This is a genomic window from Stenotrophomonas sp. TD3, assembly GCF_001939825.1.
In the GTDB taxonomy this organism is placed as follows: domain Bacteria; phylum Pseudomonadota; class Gammaproteobacteria; order Xanthomonadales; family Xanthomonadaceae; genus Stenotrophomonas.
Map to the genome: position 1 here is coordinate 605682 of NZ_MOYM01000003.1, position 14854 is coordinate 620535.

At 66.9% G+C, this 14854-nt stretch carries 11 protein-coding genes; 6 read left to right on the forward strand and 5 right to left on the reverse strand.

What is annotated here, in order from left to right; genetic code table 11:
- Positions 1–3: 3 nt before the first annotated feature.
- Genes pip through BKE09_RS22345 form a run of 4 tightly spaced genes read right to left on the reverse strand, consistent with a single transcriptional unit; the run spans position 4 to position 6431 of the window.
- Positions 4–963, reverse strand: coding sequence for a prolyl aminopeptidase (gene pip, locus BKE09_RS22330; RefSeq protein ID WP_075678205.1), 960 nt, complete (start codon positions 961–963; stop codon positions 4–6).
- Between the two features lie 46 nt (positions 964–1009).
- Complete coding sequence (locus BKE09_RS22335; protein WP_075678207.1) at positions 1010–4033, reverse strand: efflux RND transporter permease subunit; 3024 nt, start codon at positions 4031–4033, stop codon at positions 1010–1012.
- On the reverse strand, positions 4030–5085 hold the full coding sequence (locus BKE09_RS22340) for an efflux RND transporter periplasmic adaptor subunit (protein ID WP_075678209.1): 1056 nt from the start codon (positions 5083–5085) through the stop codon (positions 4030–4032). The genes BKE09_RS22335 and BKE09_RS22340 overlap by 4 nt, the downstream gene beginning before the upstream one ends.
- The gene (locus BKE09_RS22345; RefSeq protein WP_170871783.1) at positions 5082–6431 is read right to left on the reverse strand and encodes a TolC family protein; all 1350 of its coding nucleotides are present in this window, start codon (positions 6429–6431) and stop codon (positions 5082–5084) included. The genes BKE09_RS22340 and BKE09_RS22345 overlap by 4 nt, the downstream gene beginning before the upstream one ends.
- 147 nt (positions 6432–6578) lie before the next feature.
- Between BKE09_RS22345 and BKE09_RS22350 the strand changes: the two genes are divergently transcribed.
- The 4 genes from BKE09_RS22350 to BKE09_RS22365 all read left to right on the forward strand — a co-directional run bounded on the left by BKE09_RS22350 (position 6579) and on the right by BKE09_RS22365 (position 10172).
- Positions 6579–7256, forward strand: coding sequence for a response regulator transcription factor (locus tag BKE09_RS22350; RefSeq protein WP_075678213.1), 678 nt, complete (start codon positions 6579–6581; stop codon positions 7254–7256).
- Positions 7253–8605, forward strand: a complete 1353-nt coding sequence (locus BKE09_RS23860; protein WP_075678215.1) for an ATP-binding protein — start codon at positions 7253–7255, stop codon at positions 8603–8605. Before BKE09_RS22350 ends, BKE09_RS23860 begins: the two co-directional genes overlap by 4 nt.
- Before the next feature lie 81 nt (positions 8606–8686).
- Positions 8687–9358 (forward strand): TraX family protein, encoded by a 672-nt coding sequence (locus BKE09_RS22360; protein ID WP_139319705.1) that lies wholly within the window; start codon positions 8687–8689, stop codon positions 9356–9358.
- 457 nt (positions 9359–9815) lie between these two features.
- Positions 9816–10172: a hypothetical protein gene (locus tag BKE09_RS22365; RefSeq protein ID WP_075678219.1), complete on the forward strand. Its 357-nt coding sequence runs from the start codon at positions 9816–9818 to the stop codon at positions 10170–10172.
- 332 nt (positions 10173–10504) lie between these two features.
- Here BKE09_RS22365 and BKE09_RS22370 read toward each other — a convergent pair whose 3' ends face one another.
- Positions 10505–12700 (reverse strand): TonB-dependent siderophore receptor, encoded by a 2196-nt coding sequence (locus BKE09_RS22370; RefSeq protein ID WP_075678221.1) that lies wholly within the window; start codon positions 12698–12700, stop codon positions 10505–10507.
- 239 nt (positions 12701–12939) lie between these two features.
- Here BKE09_RS22370 and BKE09_RS22375 point away from each other — a divergent pair, with 239 nt between their 5' ends.
- Both BKE09_RS22375 and BKE09_RS22380 read left to right on the forward strand, forming a co-directional pair.
- Positions 12940–13524, forward strand: coding sequence for a TetR/AcrR family transcriptional regulator (locus BKE09_RS22375; RefSeq protein WP_075678223.1), 585 nt, complete (start codon positions 12940–12942; stop codon positions 13522–13524).
- A 77-nt stretch (positions 13525–13601) separates the two neighbouring features.
- On the forward strand, positions 13602–14690 hold the full coding sequence (locus tag BKE09_RS22380; RefSeq protein WP_075678350.1) for a crosslink repair DNA glycosylase YcaQ family protein: 1089 nt from the start codon (positions 13602–13604) through the stop codon (positions 14688–14690).
- The last annotated feature ends 164 nt before the right edge of the window (positions 14691–14854 follow it).

Sequence of the window (14854 nt, forward strand, 5' to 3'; positions counted from 1 at the left end):
GGGTCAGGTGCCGTTGCCGAACCGGTCGGCAAATGCATCCGTGGCCCGCACCAGCGCATCGACCGTGGCCGGCTCGTTGGCGCTGTGGCCGGAGGTCACCATCTCCAGCCGCGCTTCCGGCCACGCCTTGGCCAGGTCCCAGGCGCTGCGCGGCGGGCAGATGATGTCGTAGCGGCCCTGCACGATCACGCCGGGCAGATGGCGGATGCGGTCGATGTCGCGCAGCAGCTGGTCTGGCTCCAGGAAGATGCCGTTGCGGAAGTAGTGCGCTTCGATGCGTGCCTTGGCCAGCGTGTCCAGCGGGTCGTCTGTAGAAACAGCATCCACGTCGTGCTGCAGGGTGGCGGCGTTGTCTTCCCAGCCGAGCCAGGCCTGCGCGGCGGTGATGCGGGTAGCCTCATCGGTGCTGTCCAGGCGCGCCCAGTAGGCCGCAATCATGTCGCCACGCTCGGCTTCCGGGATATAGGCTTCGTAGCGGTCCCAGCGTTCCGGGAAGATCCAGCGCGCACCGCCATTGGTTTCCGCAAACCAGCGGTTTTCCATCTCGCGGCCGAGGAACACGCCACGCACGATCAGGCCGGTGGCGCGTTCGGGATGTGCCTGCGCATAGGCCAGCGACAGGGTTGAACCCCAGGAGCCGCCATAGGCCAGCCAGCGTTCGATGCCCAGGTGCTCGCGCACCTTCTCGATGTCGGCCACCAGATCCTGCGTGGTGTTGTCGCGCAGCTCGCCGAACGGCGTGGAGCGGCCGCTGCCGCGCTGGTCGATCAGCACGATGCGGTAGCGCGCCGGGTCGAAGAAGCGGCGATGGGTTGGCGAGATACCGGCGCCCGGGCCGCCATGCAGGTACACCACCGGGATGCCCTCTGGCGTGCCGCACTCTTCGATATGCAGGGTGTGCAGATCGCTCACCGGCAGGGTGAACTCGCGGTAGGGCTCGATGGCGGGGTAGAGGGTACGCATGGGAGTGCTCACAAGCAGGGGCTTCAAGGATAGCAACGGCGCAGGCTCAGCGCCGCTGCAGAAGGCTCAAGGCTGCCGGCAGCAGCACCAGTACAAGCACATACTGCAGGCACAGGCCCGAGATGATCGAGATCGCCAACGGCTGCTGGATGCCCGCGCCACGACCGATCGCCATCGCCAGCGGCAGCAGCGTCAGGACCGCAGCCAGGGTGGTCATGGTGATCGGTCGCAACCGGTTGCGCGTGGCTTCCATCAACGCCTGTGGCCCCGGCAGTTGCGCCTGCAGGGCGCGGTACTCGCTGACCAGGAAGATGGCCATCTCGGTGGAAATTCCGACCACCATCGTCATGCCCATCAGGGCGGTGATGTTCAGTTCCACGCCGGTCAGCCATAGCGCCGTGAATACCGCAGAGGTCGACAGGGTCGACGTCAGTACGATCACCAGCGACGTGCCCAGCTCGCCATACAGCAGCATCAGCAGGATCAGCTCGGCTACGAATGCGGCCGCGAACACGGCAATGAGTCCGCCGAACGCCTGTTGCTGCTGCTGGTAGAGCCCACCCAGTTCGTAGCGCACGCCGGGTGCCAGTATCCCGGGCCGGTCCAGTGCCGCACGGATCTGTGCGGCGGCCGTGCCCAAGCCTTGGCCATCCAGCCGCGCGGTCACCGCCGTCATCGGTTGCAGGTTGTCGCGACCGATTTCCGCTTCGCCCCGGGTCACTGCGATCGTGGCCACGCGGCTGAGCGGGAAGACATGGCCATCCGCAGCGGTGATCGGCAACGCCGCCAGATCCTCGCGCGTCGGCGCGGGTCCTGTCGCCGCCCGCACGCGGACATCCATCAAACGGGTCGCGGTCGGAATCTGCGCTGCCACCGCACCGGTCAGGCCCGTGCCGAGTGCCGTGGAGATCTCCGCGGGGCTCATGCCTTCCTGTGCGGCCTTTGCCGGGTCGATGCGGACGTCCAGTCCATCGCCCGCCAGGTTGATGCCATCCTTGACCTCGACGATTCCCGGAAGGGTGGCGATCACGCCGGCCACCTTCTTCGCCTGCGCCGCCAGCTGCCCGGCATCGTCGGCGAAGAGCTTGATCTCGATCGGCTGCGGTACGGCGGTCAGGTCACCGATCAGGTCTTCCATCAATTGTGCGGTTTCCACCTGCAGCCCGGGAATGTCCTGCTCGACCCGTTTACGCACCGCCGACATCACCTGTTCGGTGCCGCGCGCGTGATCGCGGTGCAGCTTCACGAAGTAGTCGCCATGGTGCGGCTCACCCAGGTCACCACCGAGGCCGGTGCCGGTGCGCCGCGAGAAGGTCTCGACCTCCGGTTGGGCGCGGAGCAGGGCATCGAGCTGCTTCAGTTCCCGCTCGGTCTCCTGCAGCGACGTGCCCGGTGGCGTGCGGAAGTCCATCACGAATCCACCTTCATCCACCTTCGGCATGAAGCCACTGGGCACCTGCTGCCAGGCCAGCGCACCCAGCAGCAGGATTGGCAGCAGGATCAGCAGTGCCCGTCGCGGCCGCGCCAGCGCCCGTGCCAGCACGCGCTGGTGCAGGCGCTCCAGCCAGCCATCGGCCTGCGCGCCCGGGTCATGCCAGCGGCTGAAATCGATGAGGCGGCGAGCGAGCAGGGGCACCAGCAACAGCGCGAACAGGTAGGACAGTGACAACGCCGATGCCATGGTGATCGACAAGGCACGCGAGAATTCACCGGCAACGCCGCCCAGGAACGCAAGCGGGATGAACACCACCAGGGTTGCCAGGCTGGATCCGGTCAACGGGCGCAGGAATTCGCGCGCCGCCGGGAGCACCTGCTGCGTACCTTCGCGCCCACGGTTTCCGGACCGACGCGCGATGTGCTCGATCATCACGATGACATCGTCGATGATCAGCCCGACCGCCGCCGCAATGCCCCCCAGGGTCATGATGTTGAAGGTCATGCCCAGCAGGTACAGCAGCAGCACCGTTACGGCGATCACGGCAGGTACCACCAGCATCGCCACCAGCACGATGCGCAGGCTGCGCAGGAAGGCGAACAGCACCAGGCCGGCCAGCAGCAACCCGATCGCTACCGCATCGCGGACACTGGCCTGCGAGTCGCCGACCAGCTCGCTCTGGTCGTACCAGCTGCGCAGCCGCACGTCGCCGGGCAGCGCGGCTGTGGCCAACCGTTCGCGCACGTCGCGCGCGATCTGCATGGCATTGCCGTCGGGTTGCTGGTAGATGTTCAGCAGCACCGCAGGGTGGCCGTCCTCGGCCACATCCAGCCACTTCGGCGCGAGGCCGTAGCCGACGGTTGCCACGTCGCCCAGCCGGATCACGCCCGCGGGGCTGGTACGCAGCACCACCTCGCGCAGCTGCGCCATCGATTGCAGGTCCGTGCGTGCGATCACCAGCGACAGCTTGTCACGGTCCTGCAGGCGCCCCACGGCCTTGATCTGGGTTGCCGACGCCAAGGCGGAGGTCAGGTTGTCCAGGCTCAGCCCAGCGGCCGCCAGGCGATGGATATCGGCCTCGACATGGATCTCCTGCAGGTCACCGCCCTGGACCGCCACACGCGCGATTCCCGGTACCGAGGCCAGGCGCGGGCCGAGATCGAACTCGGCCAACTCGTGCAGGCGTGCCTGCGTCACCTGGGTAGAGGTGAGCGCGTAGGACATCACCGGAAAGACCGTCGGGTCCATCCGCCGCACTTCGAACTGGGTGCCTGCGGGCATCGAGGGCATGGCCTGGGCCATGGCAGCGTCGACCAGCAGGGTGGAGGCGACCATGTCCCGCCCCCAGCCGAAGTCGACCGAGATCTGCGCCGACCCGCGGCTGGAAGTCGAACGGACTGCGCGCACGCCGGGAATGGCGCGGATCGCGTCTTCGGCGGGACGGGTGACGGCCAGGACCGTCTGCGCGGCCGGTCGATCGCCTGCGGACAGATCCACCACCACCCGCGGGAAGGGAACCTGCGGGAACAGCCCCACCGGTACGCGCAGGCTTACCCCCAGGCCTGCGATCACCAGCGCGGCCGCGACCAGCAGCAACGTCCTGGCGTGTCGTTCAATGCCTTCGACGAACCTCACTGCGCGCCTCCGCTGGCCGCAGCCGTGGTCGGGCCAGGCCCACGCACGCCGGCACCGTCGGACAGCTGGTAGGCCCCGGCGCTGACCACGTCGCGGTGCGGGTCCAGCCTGCCGCTGACCAGAACGCCGCCATCAACCTCGGCGGGAAGGCGTTGCACGACGACCCGCACTGCGCTGGAACCCTGTACCTGGAACAGATGCGCGCCGCTCTCATCATCCTGTACCGCGTCGGCGGGTACCTGCCATCCGGCAACGCTGCCAGCGCTGATCACCGCGCGATACGGCAGTCCCTTGAACAGCCCCGCCGAGGTGCCGACATCGACATCGACCAGATGGGTGGCCTCGTTGACCGAGGTGCCGACGCGGGATACGGTGCCCGCCATCGCGATGCCACCGACCAGAGGCTTCAGTTCGACCGCCTGGCCCACCGCCAGTTTGCCGATCTCGGAAGGCTCGACACCGCACTGCACGATGAGTGCGTCGCGGCGCGCCAGCACGACCAGGGGCGCGCCGGCAGCGGTGCGCTGTCCGGTGCTGGCCGGAACGGCACTGACGATCGCGTCGAAGGGCGCCGTCAGCATCTGCTGCGGGGTGCCGCCGACCTCGCTGGATGCTGCCTTGAACGCCGCAGTGGCATCGGCAGCGGTCTTGTCGGCCAGGGTGAGCTGATCAGGCGCGGCGAGGCCATCGGCGGCCAGCCGATGGATGCGGGCCTGCTCCCGACGCGCGGCAGCCAGCGCAGTGCTGGCCTGCTGCAGTGTGCTCTGCAGCGCAGCGGAGACCTGGAAGTCGAGCAGGGGTTGGCCCTGGCGCACGTGGTCGCCGGGCGCGACGCGCACCTGCGCCACCTGTCCGTCCACGGCCTTGCTGACGGTATAGGTGCCGGCAGCGGAGGCGGAGACCGTCCCATAGGCCACAACATGCTGATCGGCCTGCACCCAGCGCGGTGGCACGCGCTCGATCAGCACGCTGGGATGCGCCGTATCGTCGGGAGCACTCGAGCAGCCGGCCAGCAACAGGGCCAGCGGCAGGGCGGCGGCGTATCGATTCATGGACGGTCTCCCGTTGAAGTAAGGGGGGGCTGCACGCGTTGCATCTGCGGCATGCCAAGGCCGCACAGTGTTTCGGCGGCCAGGTTGCTGGCGGCCAGGGCAGCGTCGAGTCCGATCAGGTCCTGCGCCTTGCTGTTCTGTGCCGACAGCGTGTCCAGATAGCTGCGCGCATCGATGTCGCCGCGGGCGTAGGCACGCTGTAGCGCGGGAAGCAGCGCTGCGGACTGCGCCATCTGCTGCCGGCGCTCGTCACGTTGGCGAACCAGCAGGGCCTGCTGGCCAAGCAACGAGGTCAGCTCGTTGCGGGCGGCGCGCTGGCGCGCCTCGAACTCGGCTTTCAGCTTGCTGCGGGTGGCCTGCTCAAGGCTCACCGCAGCCCGATGATGATTGAACAGCGGCAGTTCCATCGAGACATCAACGCCGGCGGTCTTGACGTTGCCGGTATCGCGCCCGTAGTTGCCGCCCAGGGTCAACGCGGGAAACTGCGAGAGCACCGATGCGCGCACCTGCTGTTCCTGCGCCTGGTAGCCGGCTTCAAGCGCGATCAGGTCCGGCCGGAAGTCGACCAGGTGTTCCTGGCGTGCGGTGATCGTGCTGGCCGGCAACGGCTGGACGTCATCAGGTGCTGCGATGTCCAGTTGCACCGCACTGGACAGGCCCAGCAGGCCATCAAGTTCCTGTTGCCTGGCAAGTGCCAGGGTCTCCAGCGCAGCCGCCTGGCTGCGCGCATCGGCCAGCAGTGTGTTGTCCAGCGTGAACGCCGGCAGGCTGACGTCACCCCGTTGCTGGGCGTTGTGGAGATGCTCGACATGCGTGGTCCACAGCGTGACTGTCTGCTGGGCCAGCGCCAGTTGGCGTCGCGCGGTGACCAGCTCCAGTGCTGTCAGCTCGGCCTTGCTGGCGGTCTGCCACTCCTGCCACAGCACGGCCGCATCCACCGATTGCAGCTGGGCGCGGGCCGACGCCACCTTGGCAGGGCGCACGATCAGCGCCTTGATGTCCTGGCCGAGCCCCAATGCCAGCGCAGGCAGTGCACCGGGCCCGCTGATCACACTGGCGAAGCTGCCCGACAGGGTCGGGTTGGGCAGTTCGCCTGCCGCATCCAGTTGTGCCTGGGCAATCCCATGGTCCGCGCGCACGGCGACCAGGTCCGGATTGTGGGCGATGGCCAGTGCGCCGATCCCGGCCAGGCTCAGCGGACCCTGGCCTGCATGTGCCGGTGCAAGCTCCGCCAATGAGCCGGCCGGCCGGGCCTGCAGATCCGGTGGGTCGGGCCGGTAGGTGGCGCAGCCGGTCAGCGCCAACAGCAGCGCAGCCAGCAACGGCGGGGCACTCGAATGAGCCATCTCGCATCTCGATGGAGGGACAGGTGGCCAGCCTGCGCCCGGAGACCTCACCGCACGGTTGGCTGAACATTGGGATTTCACAACTTGACCGGTTCCGGCCCACGGCCTAAAACGCATGCAGGCCCCGGACCGGACAGGGAGTGCCAGGTGAAGATTCTGGTCGTCGAGGACGACATCGAAACCGCCCGCTACATCAGCAGCGGGTTGGCCGAGCTTGGGCACAACGTGACGCTGGCCGCAGACGGCCGCGACGGCCTGTTCCAGGCCTCCGAGCACGAATGGGACTTGCTGCTGGTCGACCGCATGCTGCCGCTGCTGGACGGCCTGGCAATGGTCAAGGCGCTGCGTGCGATGGATATCCCCACGCCAGTGCTGTTTCTCACCACGCTGGGGGGCATCAATGACCGCGTCGCCGGCCTCAACGCCGGTGGCGACGACTATCTGGTCAAGCCCTTTGCCTTTTCCGAACTGGCTGCACGGGTGGCCGCGCTGGGGCGGCGCCCACGCCGCACCAAGGCCGAGACGCTGCTGCGCGTGGCCGACCTGCAGATGGACCTGATCGCCCGCACCGTGCAGCGCGCCGGCCAGGCGATCGAGCTGCAGCCGCGGGAGTTCCGCCTGCTGGAAGTGCTGCTGCGCCATGCGGGCGAGGTGGTGACCCGCACCATGCTGCTGGAAAAGGTCTGGGATCTGCATTTCGATCCGCAGACGAACGTGGTCGAGAGCCACATGAGCCGCCTGCGCGCCAAGCTGGACGTAGGCGCCGAACCGCTGATCCACACCGTGCGCGGCGCCGGCTACTCGATCCGGGAAGCGCGTACGTGAGCGCACCGCGCCTGCTGCGCACCTCCGGCTTTCGCCTGACGCTGCTGTACGCACTCATCACCGGGCTCAGTTTCCTGGTGATGTTCGGGGTCATGTACTGGTCGGCGACGCACTACATGAAGGAGCAGATCGATGGCGCGGTTGCCGCCGAGCTGCATGAAGTTGAACTCGCCGCGGCCGGTGATGGCTGGCGTTCGCTGTCCATGGCGGTGGACGCCTCCACGCGGGCGGGAAATGGATTCCACTACCTGGTGTTGAACCCGGACGGCGAGAAGGTGGCGGGCGACCTGCCGGTGCGGCCGCCGCAGTTGGGGCTCGTGGATGGGCTGCACTTGCCCGCATCGGGTGATGCACCCGCACTGGAGCTGCGCGGCGGTGGTCGTGCCAGCGCCGACGGGGGCTATCTGCTGGTCGCCGCCAGCGCCCGCCAGATCGAAGAACTGCAGGAATCGATCCTGCGCTCCTTCCTGCTGGGGCTGCTGGTATCCATGGTGCTGGTCATTGTCGGCGGCGGCATCCTCAGTGCCGCTTCGCTGCGCCGGGTGGAAGCGATGAGCCGCAGCAGCCGCGACATCATGAACGGCGATCTGGCACAGCGGCTCCCCCTGAACGGCAGTGGCGACGAGTTCGACCACCTGGCCGGCAGCCTCAACGCCATGCTGGACCGGATCACCACGCTGATGCGCGGCCTGGAACAGGTGTCCGTGGACATTGCACATGACCTGCGCACCCCACTGGCGCGGCTGCGGCAGAAGCTGGAACGGATACACGGGCGCGGCGCAGACGCGCAGGCACTTGAGGCCGCGGTCGCGGCAGCACTGGACGATACCGACGCGATCCTCGCCACGTTTGCGGCATTGCTGAGGATCTCGCAGATCGAGAGTGGCGACCGGCTGTCGCGGTTCGAACCGGTGGACCTGCAGGCGGTGGTCGACGTCGTCGCCGAGGTCTACCAGCCGGCGATCGAAGACCGCCAGCAACAGCTGCACGTTGAATCCGGTGGTTCCCTGTGGGTGCAGGGCGACCGCGCCCTGCTGGTGCAGATGCTGGCCAACCTGGTCGAGAACGCGACCCGGCATTCGCCCGCGGGTGCGTTGCTGTGGCTGTGCAGTGGTACACAGCAGGGATGCGTGTGGCTGCAGGTGCGCGACGATGGCCCCGGTATTCCTGCCGAAGCTCGCGAACGCGTGCTCGACCGGTTCTATCGATTGGACGTCAGCCGCAGCACGCCCGGCAATGGGCTGGGCCTGAGCCTGGTGAAGGCCGTGGCCGAGTTGCACGGTGCAACCCTGGTGCTCGAGGATGCGTCCCCCGGCCTGCAGGTCACGATCACGTTTCCGCAGGAATAGGGCGCCTGTGCGGCAACGCATCGACTAAGCTCTGCACACCGCCGCTGCTGGCGGATGGCGGTCTCCAGGAGCCCTTTCTGCGTGGAAGCACAGCATCACCCGACCCGCACCCTCCGGTTTGACCCCAGCCTCAGCAGCGGCGCACGCGAGCTGCTGAAGTGGATCGCGCTGCTGACCATGACCGGTGACCACGTGGCAAAAGTGGTCTACGGCGGCTGCCTGCCGGTCATAAGCGAACTGGGGCGCATCGCGTTCCCGCTGTTCGCGCTGGTGATGGCCTGCAACCTCGCCCAGCCGGGCGCGGGCCTGCGCAAGTCGATCCGTCGCCTGGCCGTATGGGGCGTGATCGCGCAACCGCTGCATGCACTGGCCTTCGGTTCCTGGTTGCCGCTCAACATCCTGCTCACTTTCGCGCTGGCCGCGGTGGCGGTGCATGCACTGGCCAGCAATCGGCCGCTGCTGTTGTTGCTGGCGGCGGGCATGGCGCCAATGCTGGTGGATTACCAGTGGGCCGGCGTCGGTTTCGTGCTGCTGGGCTGGATCGCATTCCGGCATCGCGCGTGGTGGCTGCTGCTGGTCGGTCTCGGTGCGGTGTGCTGGGCCAACCACAATGGCTGGGCACTGCTGGCCATCCCAGTGGTGCTGGCAGCGGCGCGCGTGCCATGGCGGCTGCCGCGCTGGCGCTGGGCGTTCTACGGGTACTACGTGGGGCATCTGGCGGTGCTGGCGCTGGTTGCCCATCTGCTTGCGTAATGTCGGAACTGGCATGTCGGCTGTCTTGAACGCTGGATGCGGTCAAGGAATACGCGGTGCCGATGCGGGTGGAGAGTGCCGCCATCGGCATGACGCAAGTTGTTGAAACTTCGGCTCGATTGTCGATATGCGACAATGTCACCGCTGCGTGAACGTCGCTGTCTTTGCACTTGGGTTGTTGGCGCCTGTCGCCCCGTTGTGCACATGATGGGTTGCCACCGAAAAAGGGTGGCCGGGTGTGGAAACCCGTCGGTTATGTGTTGTTTGCGCTTGCCAGCCGGCGTCGCCTTGTGCGGCGTCGGCTGGCATTCCGTTCGCGTTCCATGGCGGGCGGTGCGTGGGGTGTGCGCAAGCACACCCACCGGCTAATGACACTTAACCACCGGTTTCCACACACGCACCGTCCGCCGCCTTTGTTAAGGGCGGTGGTCCCGCATGCCTTGCACGGAGACCTGCCATGAACGCATCGGAGTTCCCTCATCAGCACGCCCCGGCCAATGCCGATGAAGGGCACGACATCGCGACTGATCCCAACAGCCTGATGGCCCTGCTGCATCGCATCGGGTTGGGCGCGGCTGCTGACGGCCAGCCCTGGCCTGAGCGCCATCAACTACCCGGCCGCTGCCTGGCGCTGGCCGATGCCGATGGGGCATTGGCCGGCCTGCGTATCGTGCAGGAGATCCTGCTGGCGGCGGAGCGTGCACGGCAGAATGGCGGGCCGGAGCACTACGTGGGCGACCGGGTGATGGAAGGCTTGAAGCTGGCCGCGTTGGCGTTGACGAACCAGGCTATTTATCGCCTGCATCCGGAATGAAAGGGTAGGCCGAGGTTCAGTAGATCCACGCCATGCGTGGATGCTTTCGGCGGATCAACATGGCGGCAGCCAGGCATGGCCTGGCTCTACTGATGAGCGGGGTGGCGCACGCCAGTAGATCCACGCCATGCGTGGATGCTTTTGGCGGATCACCATGGCGGCAGCCAGGCATGGCCTGGCTCTACTGATGAGCGGTGTGGCGCATGCCAGTAGATCCACGCCATGCGTGGATGCTTTTGGCGGATCACCATGGCGGCAGCCAGGCATGGCCTGGCTCTACTGATGAGCGGTGTGGCGCATGCCAGTAGATCCACGCCATGCGTGGATGCCTTTCAGAAATCCATCGTGGCCGACAACAACACCGTCCTCGGCGCACCCAATGCGAGGCTCGACAACAACGGCATGCCCCAGTACGCCTTGTTGGTCACGTTGTTCACGCTGGCTCTCAGGGCAAGCGGTCGGCCCGCCATCGTGGTGCTGTAACGCGCACCCACATCAAACAACGTACGCCCCGGCACCGACAGGCGGTTATCAGCACTGATGTACTGCTTCGACATCGCGGTGGCATTGCCGGTCAGGGTCAAGCCCTCCAGCGCAGGCACATCCCATTCCACGCCCAGCTTCGCCTGCCGCTGCGCAACGGCGGTAGCAATGCGGCCTTCATTCACACCACCCGCCGTACGGGTCAGCTTCGGCTGCACGTAGGCCACGCCACCCAGCAGGCGTACGCCGTCCAGCGGTGAGCCGAAGAAGCCCCATTCGACGCCACGGTTACGCTGTTCGCCACCAAACGAGAAGATATTCGTGACCGGGTCGGTGTAGCTGCTCGGTCGCTTGATCTCGTACACGCTGAAGGTGTGCGCGAAGCTGCCCAGGTCCAGCTTCAGGCCCAGCTCCTTCTGCTTGGTGCGGAACGGTGCGAACACATCGCCGGCATTGGCGGCGGTCATCGGCGCGGTGGCGCCCTGGCTGAGGCCTTCGATGTAGTTGGCGTAGAGGGAGATCGTGTCGGTGGCCTTCACCAGCAAGGCTGCTGCCGGGGTAGTGGCGCCCTCGTCATACCGCGAAGTACGTGCGCCCGTGGCCACGTTGAAGGTCTCACTGACCACCTGCTGGCGGCGCACGCCCAGCGTCAACTGCACGCGGTCATCGGCGAAGGAGAGGGTATCGGCGAAGCCGAGGCTGTCCAGCTTCAGCTCGGTATGCAAGATGTGCGGTGCCACGAACGGCGCCGCCGGGCCCCACACCGGGTTGTACAGATTGGTGGTCCAGTCCCAGCCCGGCACGCTGCGGCGGCCGTAGTCGTTCTGGGTGTGCTGGTAATGGGTCACGTTGGCCGCCCACTGGTGGCCGACAGCGCCGGTGCGGAAGCTGCCACGCAGGCCGGCATCTCCGGACTGCTTCTTGATGTCGAAGGCGAGCTGGCCGATCACCGTCGTGAAGTCGCCGGCCGGATTGAGGATCTGCGCGCTGATCGAACCGTTGTAGCGGTAGTCGGTCCTGCTGGTGCCGTAGGCGAGGTAGGCCATCAGGCTATCGTTGATATCCAGCTCGCCGCGCAGCATCGCGCCCTTGTCCTGGCTGTCCACGTAGGCCCAGTCCGGGTTGATCAGCGTATCGCCGCGTGGGGGGCGTGGAATGGCCACGCCCGGTGCCAGGCCGACGCCACGTGCCGGGCCGTCGACACGGTCATCGGCGCTGTACAGATCGGCCGACAGCCGCGCATGTTCGCCGCGCCAGTCCAGTGCCAGCGAACCGAGCTGTACCTTCTTGCGCTGCTTGCCCACGGCGCCATCACCGTCACGCCAGGCGCCGTTGAAGCGGATGCCGAACTGCTTGTCGGCGCCGAGGCGGCGGCCCATATCCACATGGGTGCCGAACTGCGCATCGGAGGCGAAGTTGGCACTGACCCGCAGCAGCGGTTGATCGCCGGCACGCTTGGGTACCAGATTGACGCTGCCACCGACCGAGCCGCCCGGCGGCATGCCGTTGAGCAGCGCGGAGGGACCTTTCAGCACTTCGATGCGCTCGAACATTTCCGGCGAGGTGCGGTAGTACGGCGCCATGCCGCTGAGCCCGTTGAAGGTGGTGTCGCTGGTGCTGGAGGCGAAGCCGCGGATCGCATAGTTCTCGCTCCAGGAACCGGTGACGCCATTGCTGAATACCGTGGGGTCGGTGGCGGCAATGACGTCGGTCAGGTCCTTGGCCTGGCGATCACGGATGAAGGACTCGGTGTAGCTGACCGTACTGAACGGCGTGTCCATGAAGTCCTTGTCACCGAGCAGGCCGACGCGGCTGCCGGCAGCCACGTGCCCGCCTGCATAGTCTGCAGTGACCCGGCGCTGTTCCTGCACCTGCACCGAGGGCAGGGTGGACGGTGCGGTGTCGGCCAGCGCGGCAAACGAGGCCAGCAGCCCCAGTGCCAGGGCCGACATCCGGTAGCGCCGGGCCATCGGCGTATGCATCTGCACGCGGGTCATATCGGCCGCTGCGGGCTGCAGCGGAGAGGAAAGGTGGTACACGGTCATGCCAGGTTCCTGTGAATCGCAGGTGCGAACGCGCCTGGCGCGCTGCCGACGGCAAGCACGGGGGAGGGCGCAGCGCAGGGTTGTCGGCTGGGTGGGGACCTGGCGGGAAGTGAGCCATGGGCTCGATTGCGGACGGCGGCGGGGTTGCGAACCACACGCATTCCGAATTAGTTGAGTAAATTAAACTAAACAATATGAAGCGGACAAGAGGGTCCTTTTGCTGGCACCCTCGCTACGGTATGAACATGCACCCTGAAACCCCGGTGTCGGCCCGTGGCCGTCCGCCCACCATCACCCCCGATCGCCTGGCCGACATCGGTATCAAGCTGGGCCTGCCGAACCTGACCATGGCCAACGTGGCCGCCGAACTGGCGGTGACCCAGGCGGCGCTGTACAAGCGCGTGGCGAATCTGGAGGCGCTGAAGCGCCTGGTGGCGGAGGCGGTGTTCCAGCGCTGGCAGATTCCTCGCGCGTCGGTCGATGCACCGGGTGGGCTGGAGGCCTACCTGATGGGGTTCGTGGAGTCGCTGTGCGAAGTGGTGAAAGCACACCCCGGGCTGCCGCCGTACCTGCTGCGCCGTTCGGTGGCGACCGCACCGATGCTGGACAAGATCGCCTCGCACCAGGCGCATGTGGCCGAGGTGTTCGGCCTGCCGCTGGACAAGGCGCGCTGGCTGCTGGCCACGATCGCGTTCTACTGCATTGCCGGTGCGGATACGGTCTACGGGATTGCCGACGACGAAGAGGGCCAGGTGATCACCGAGTTCAAGCAGGGCATGCGTGCGCTGGTGATCGGTTCGCTGGAGGTGTTGGAGCTTCGGTAGATCCACGCCATGCGTGGATGCCGTTGCACGGTTCGCCACGGCCCCATCCACGCATGGCGTGGATCTACAATGCGGCCATGCCTGCCACGCCCACCCTCGATGATCTGCGCCGCCATGCGGTGGCGCGCACGCTGTTCAAACCCACCACGCTGCTGACCGCGATCCGGCGCCTGGGCTTCGTGCAGGCCGACCCGATCCGCGCACCGGCACGCGCACAGGACCTGACCCTGCGCCACCGGGTGAAGGACTACCGCGCCGGTGATCTGGAGCGGCGTTATACGCGTCTGCCGGTGGAAGAGGATTGCCTGGTGAACTACGGCTTCCTGCCGCGTGAGCACCTGGCACTGATGCACCCGCGTGTGTCCAGGCGCGAGTGGGACGCCGAGACCCATCGCCGCGCGGAAGATGTGCTGGCCTTCGTGCGCGAACGTGGCAGCGTGCATCCGCGCGAGGTTGATCAGGCGTTCGCGCATGGCCGGGTGACCAACTACTGGGGCGGTACCAGCAATGCCAGCACGCACCTGCTGGATGGCATGCACTACCGTGGCCTGCTGCGCGTGCAGCGGCGTGACAGCGGCACCCGCATCTACGCGGTGGCCGACCACGCCGAGGCGGATGCCAGCGAGCAGGCGCAGATCGAACGCGCCGCGGCCCTGATCGACCTGGTGGTGCGCAAGTACGCGCCGCTGCCGTCGGCAAGCCTGACCTACCTGGTGCGCCTGCTGGGCTACGGCGCACCGCATCTGGCCGAGCAGACCCGGCAGGCGTTGAAGCTGGCCAAGCAGCAGCTGGCCAGCTGCACGCTGGACGGCACCACCTGGTACTGGCCCGCCGACGAGAACCCGCGCTCGCGCCGGCACGCACCGGACGACCAGGTACGCCTACTGGCCCCGTTCGATCCGGTGGTGTGGGACCGCCGCCGCTTCGAGCTGCTGTGGGGCTGGGTCTACAAGTTCGAGGCCTACACGCCTGCACCGAAGCGCCAATACGGCTACTACGCGTTGCCGATGTTGTGGCACGACCAGGTGGTGGGCTGGGCCAATCTCAGCGTACGCGACAGTGAATTGGTGTCCAGCGTGGGCTACGCCGGCAAGTCACTGGCCCGCGACAAGGTGTTTCGTGGTGGGCTTGAAGACGAACTGCAGCGCATGGCCGCTTTTTTGTAGAGCCGAGCCATGCTCGGCTGTTTTTCGCGCGGGCCAGTCGCCAACCTTGGTTGGCGCTGGCTTCCACCGGTGCCCACCAAGGTGGGCATCTACCAGAGCTGAAGCCGCCGATGGTTTGCCGTTATGTTGATCATCACGCACGGGCATTCACGCTCCCGCCAACG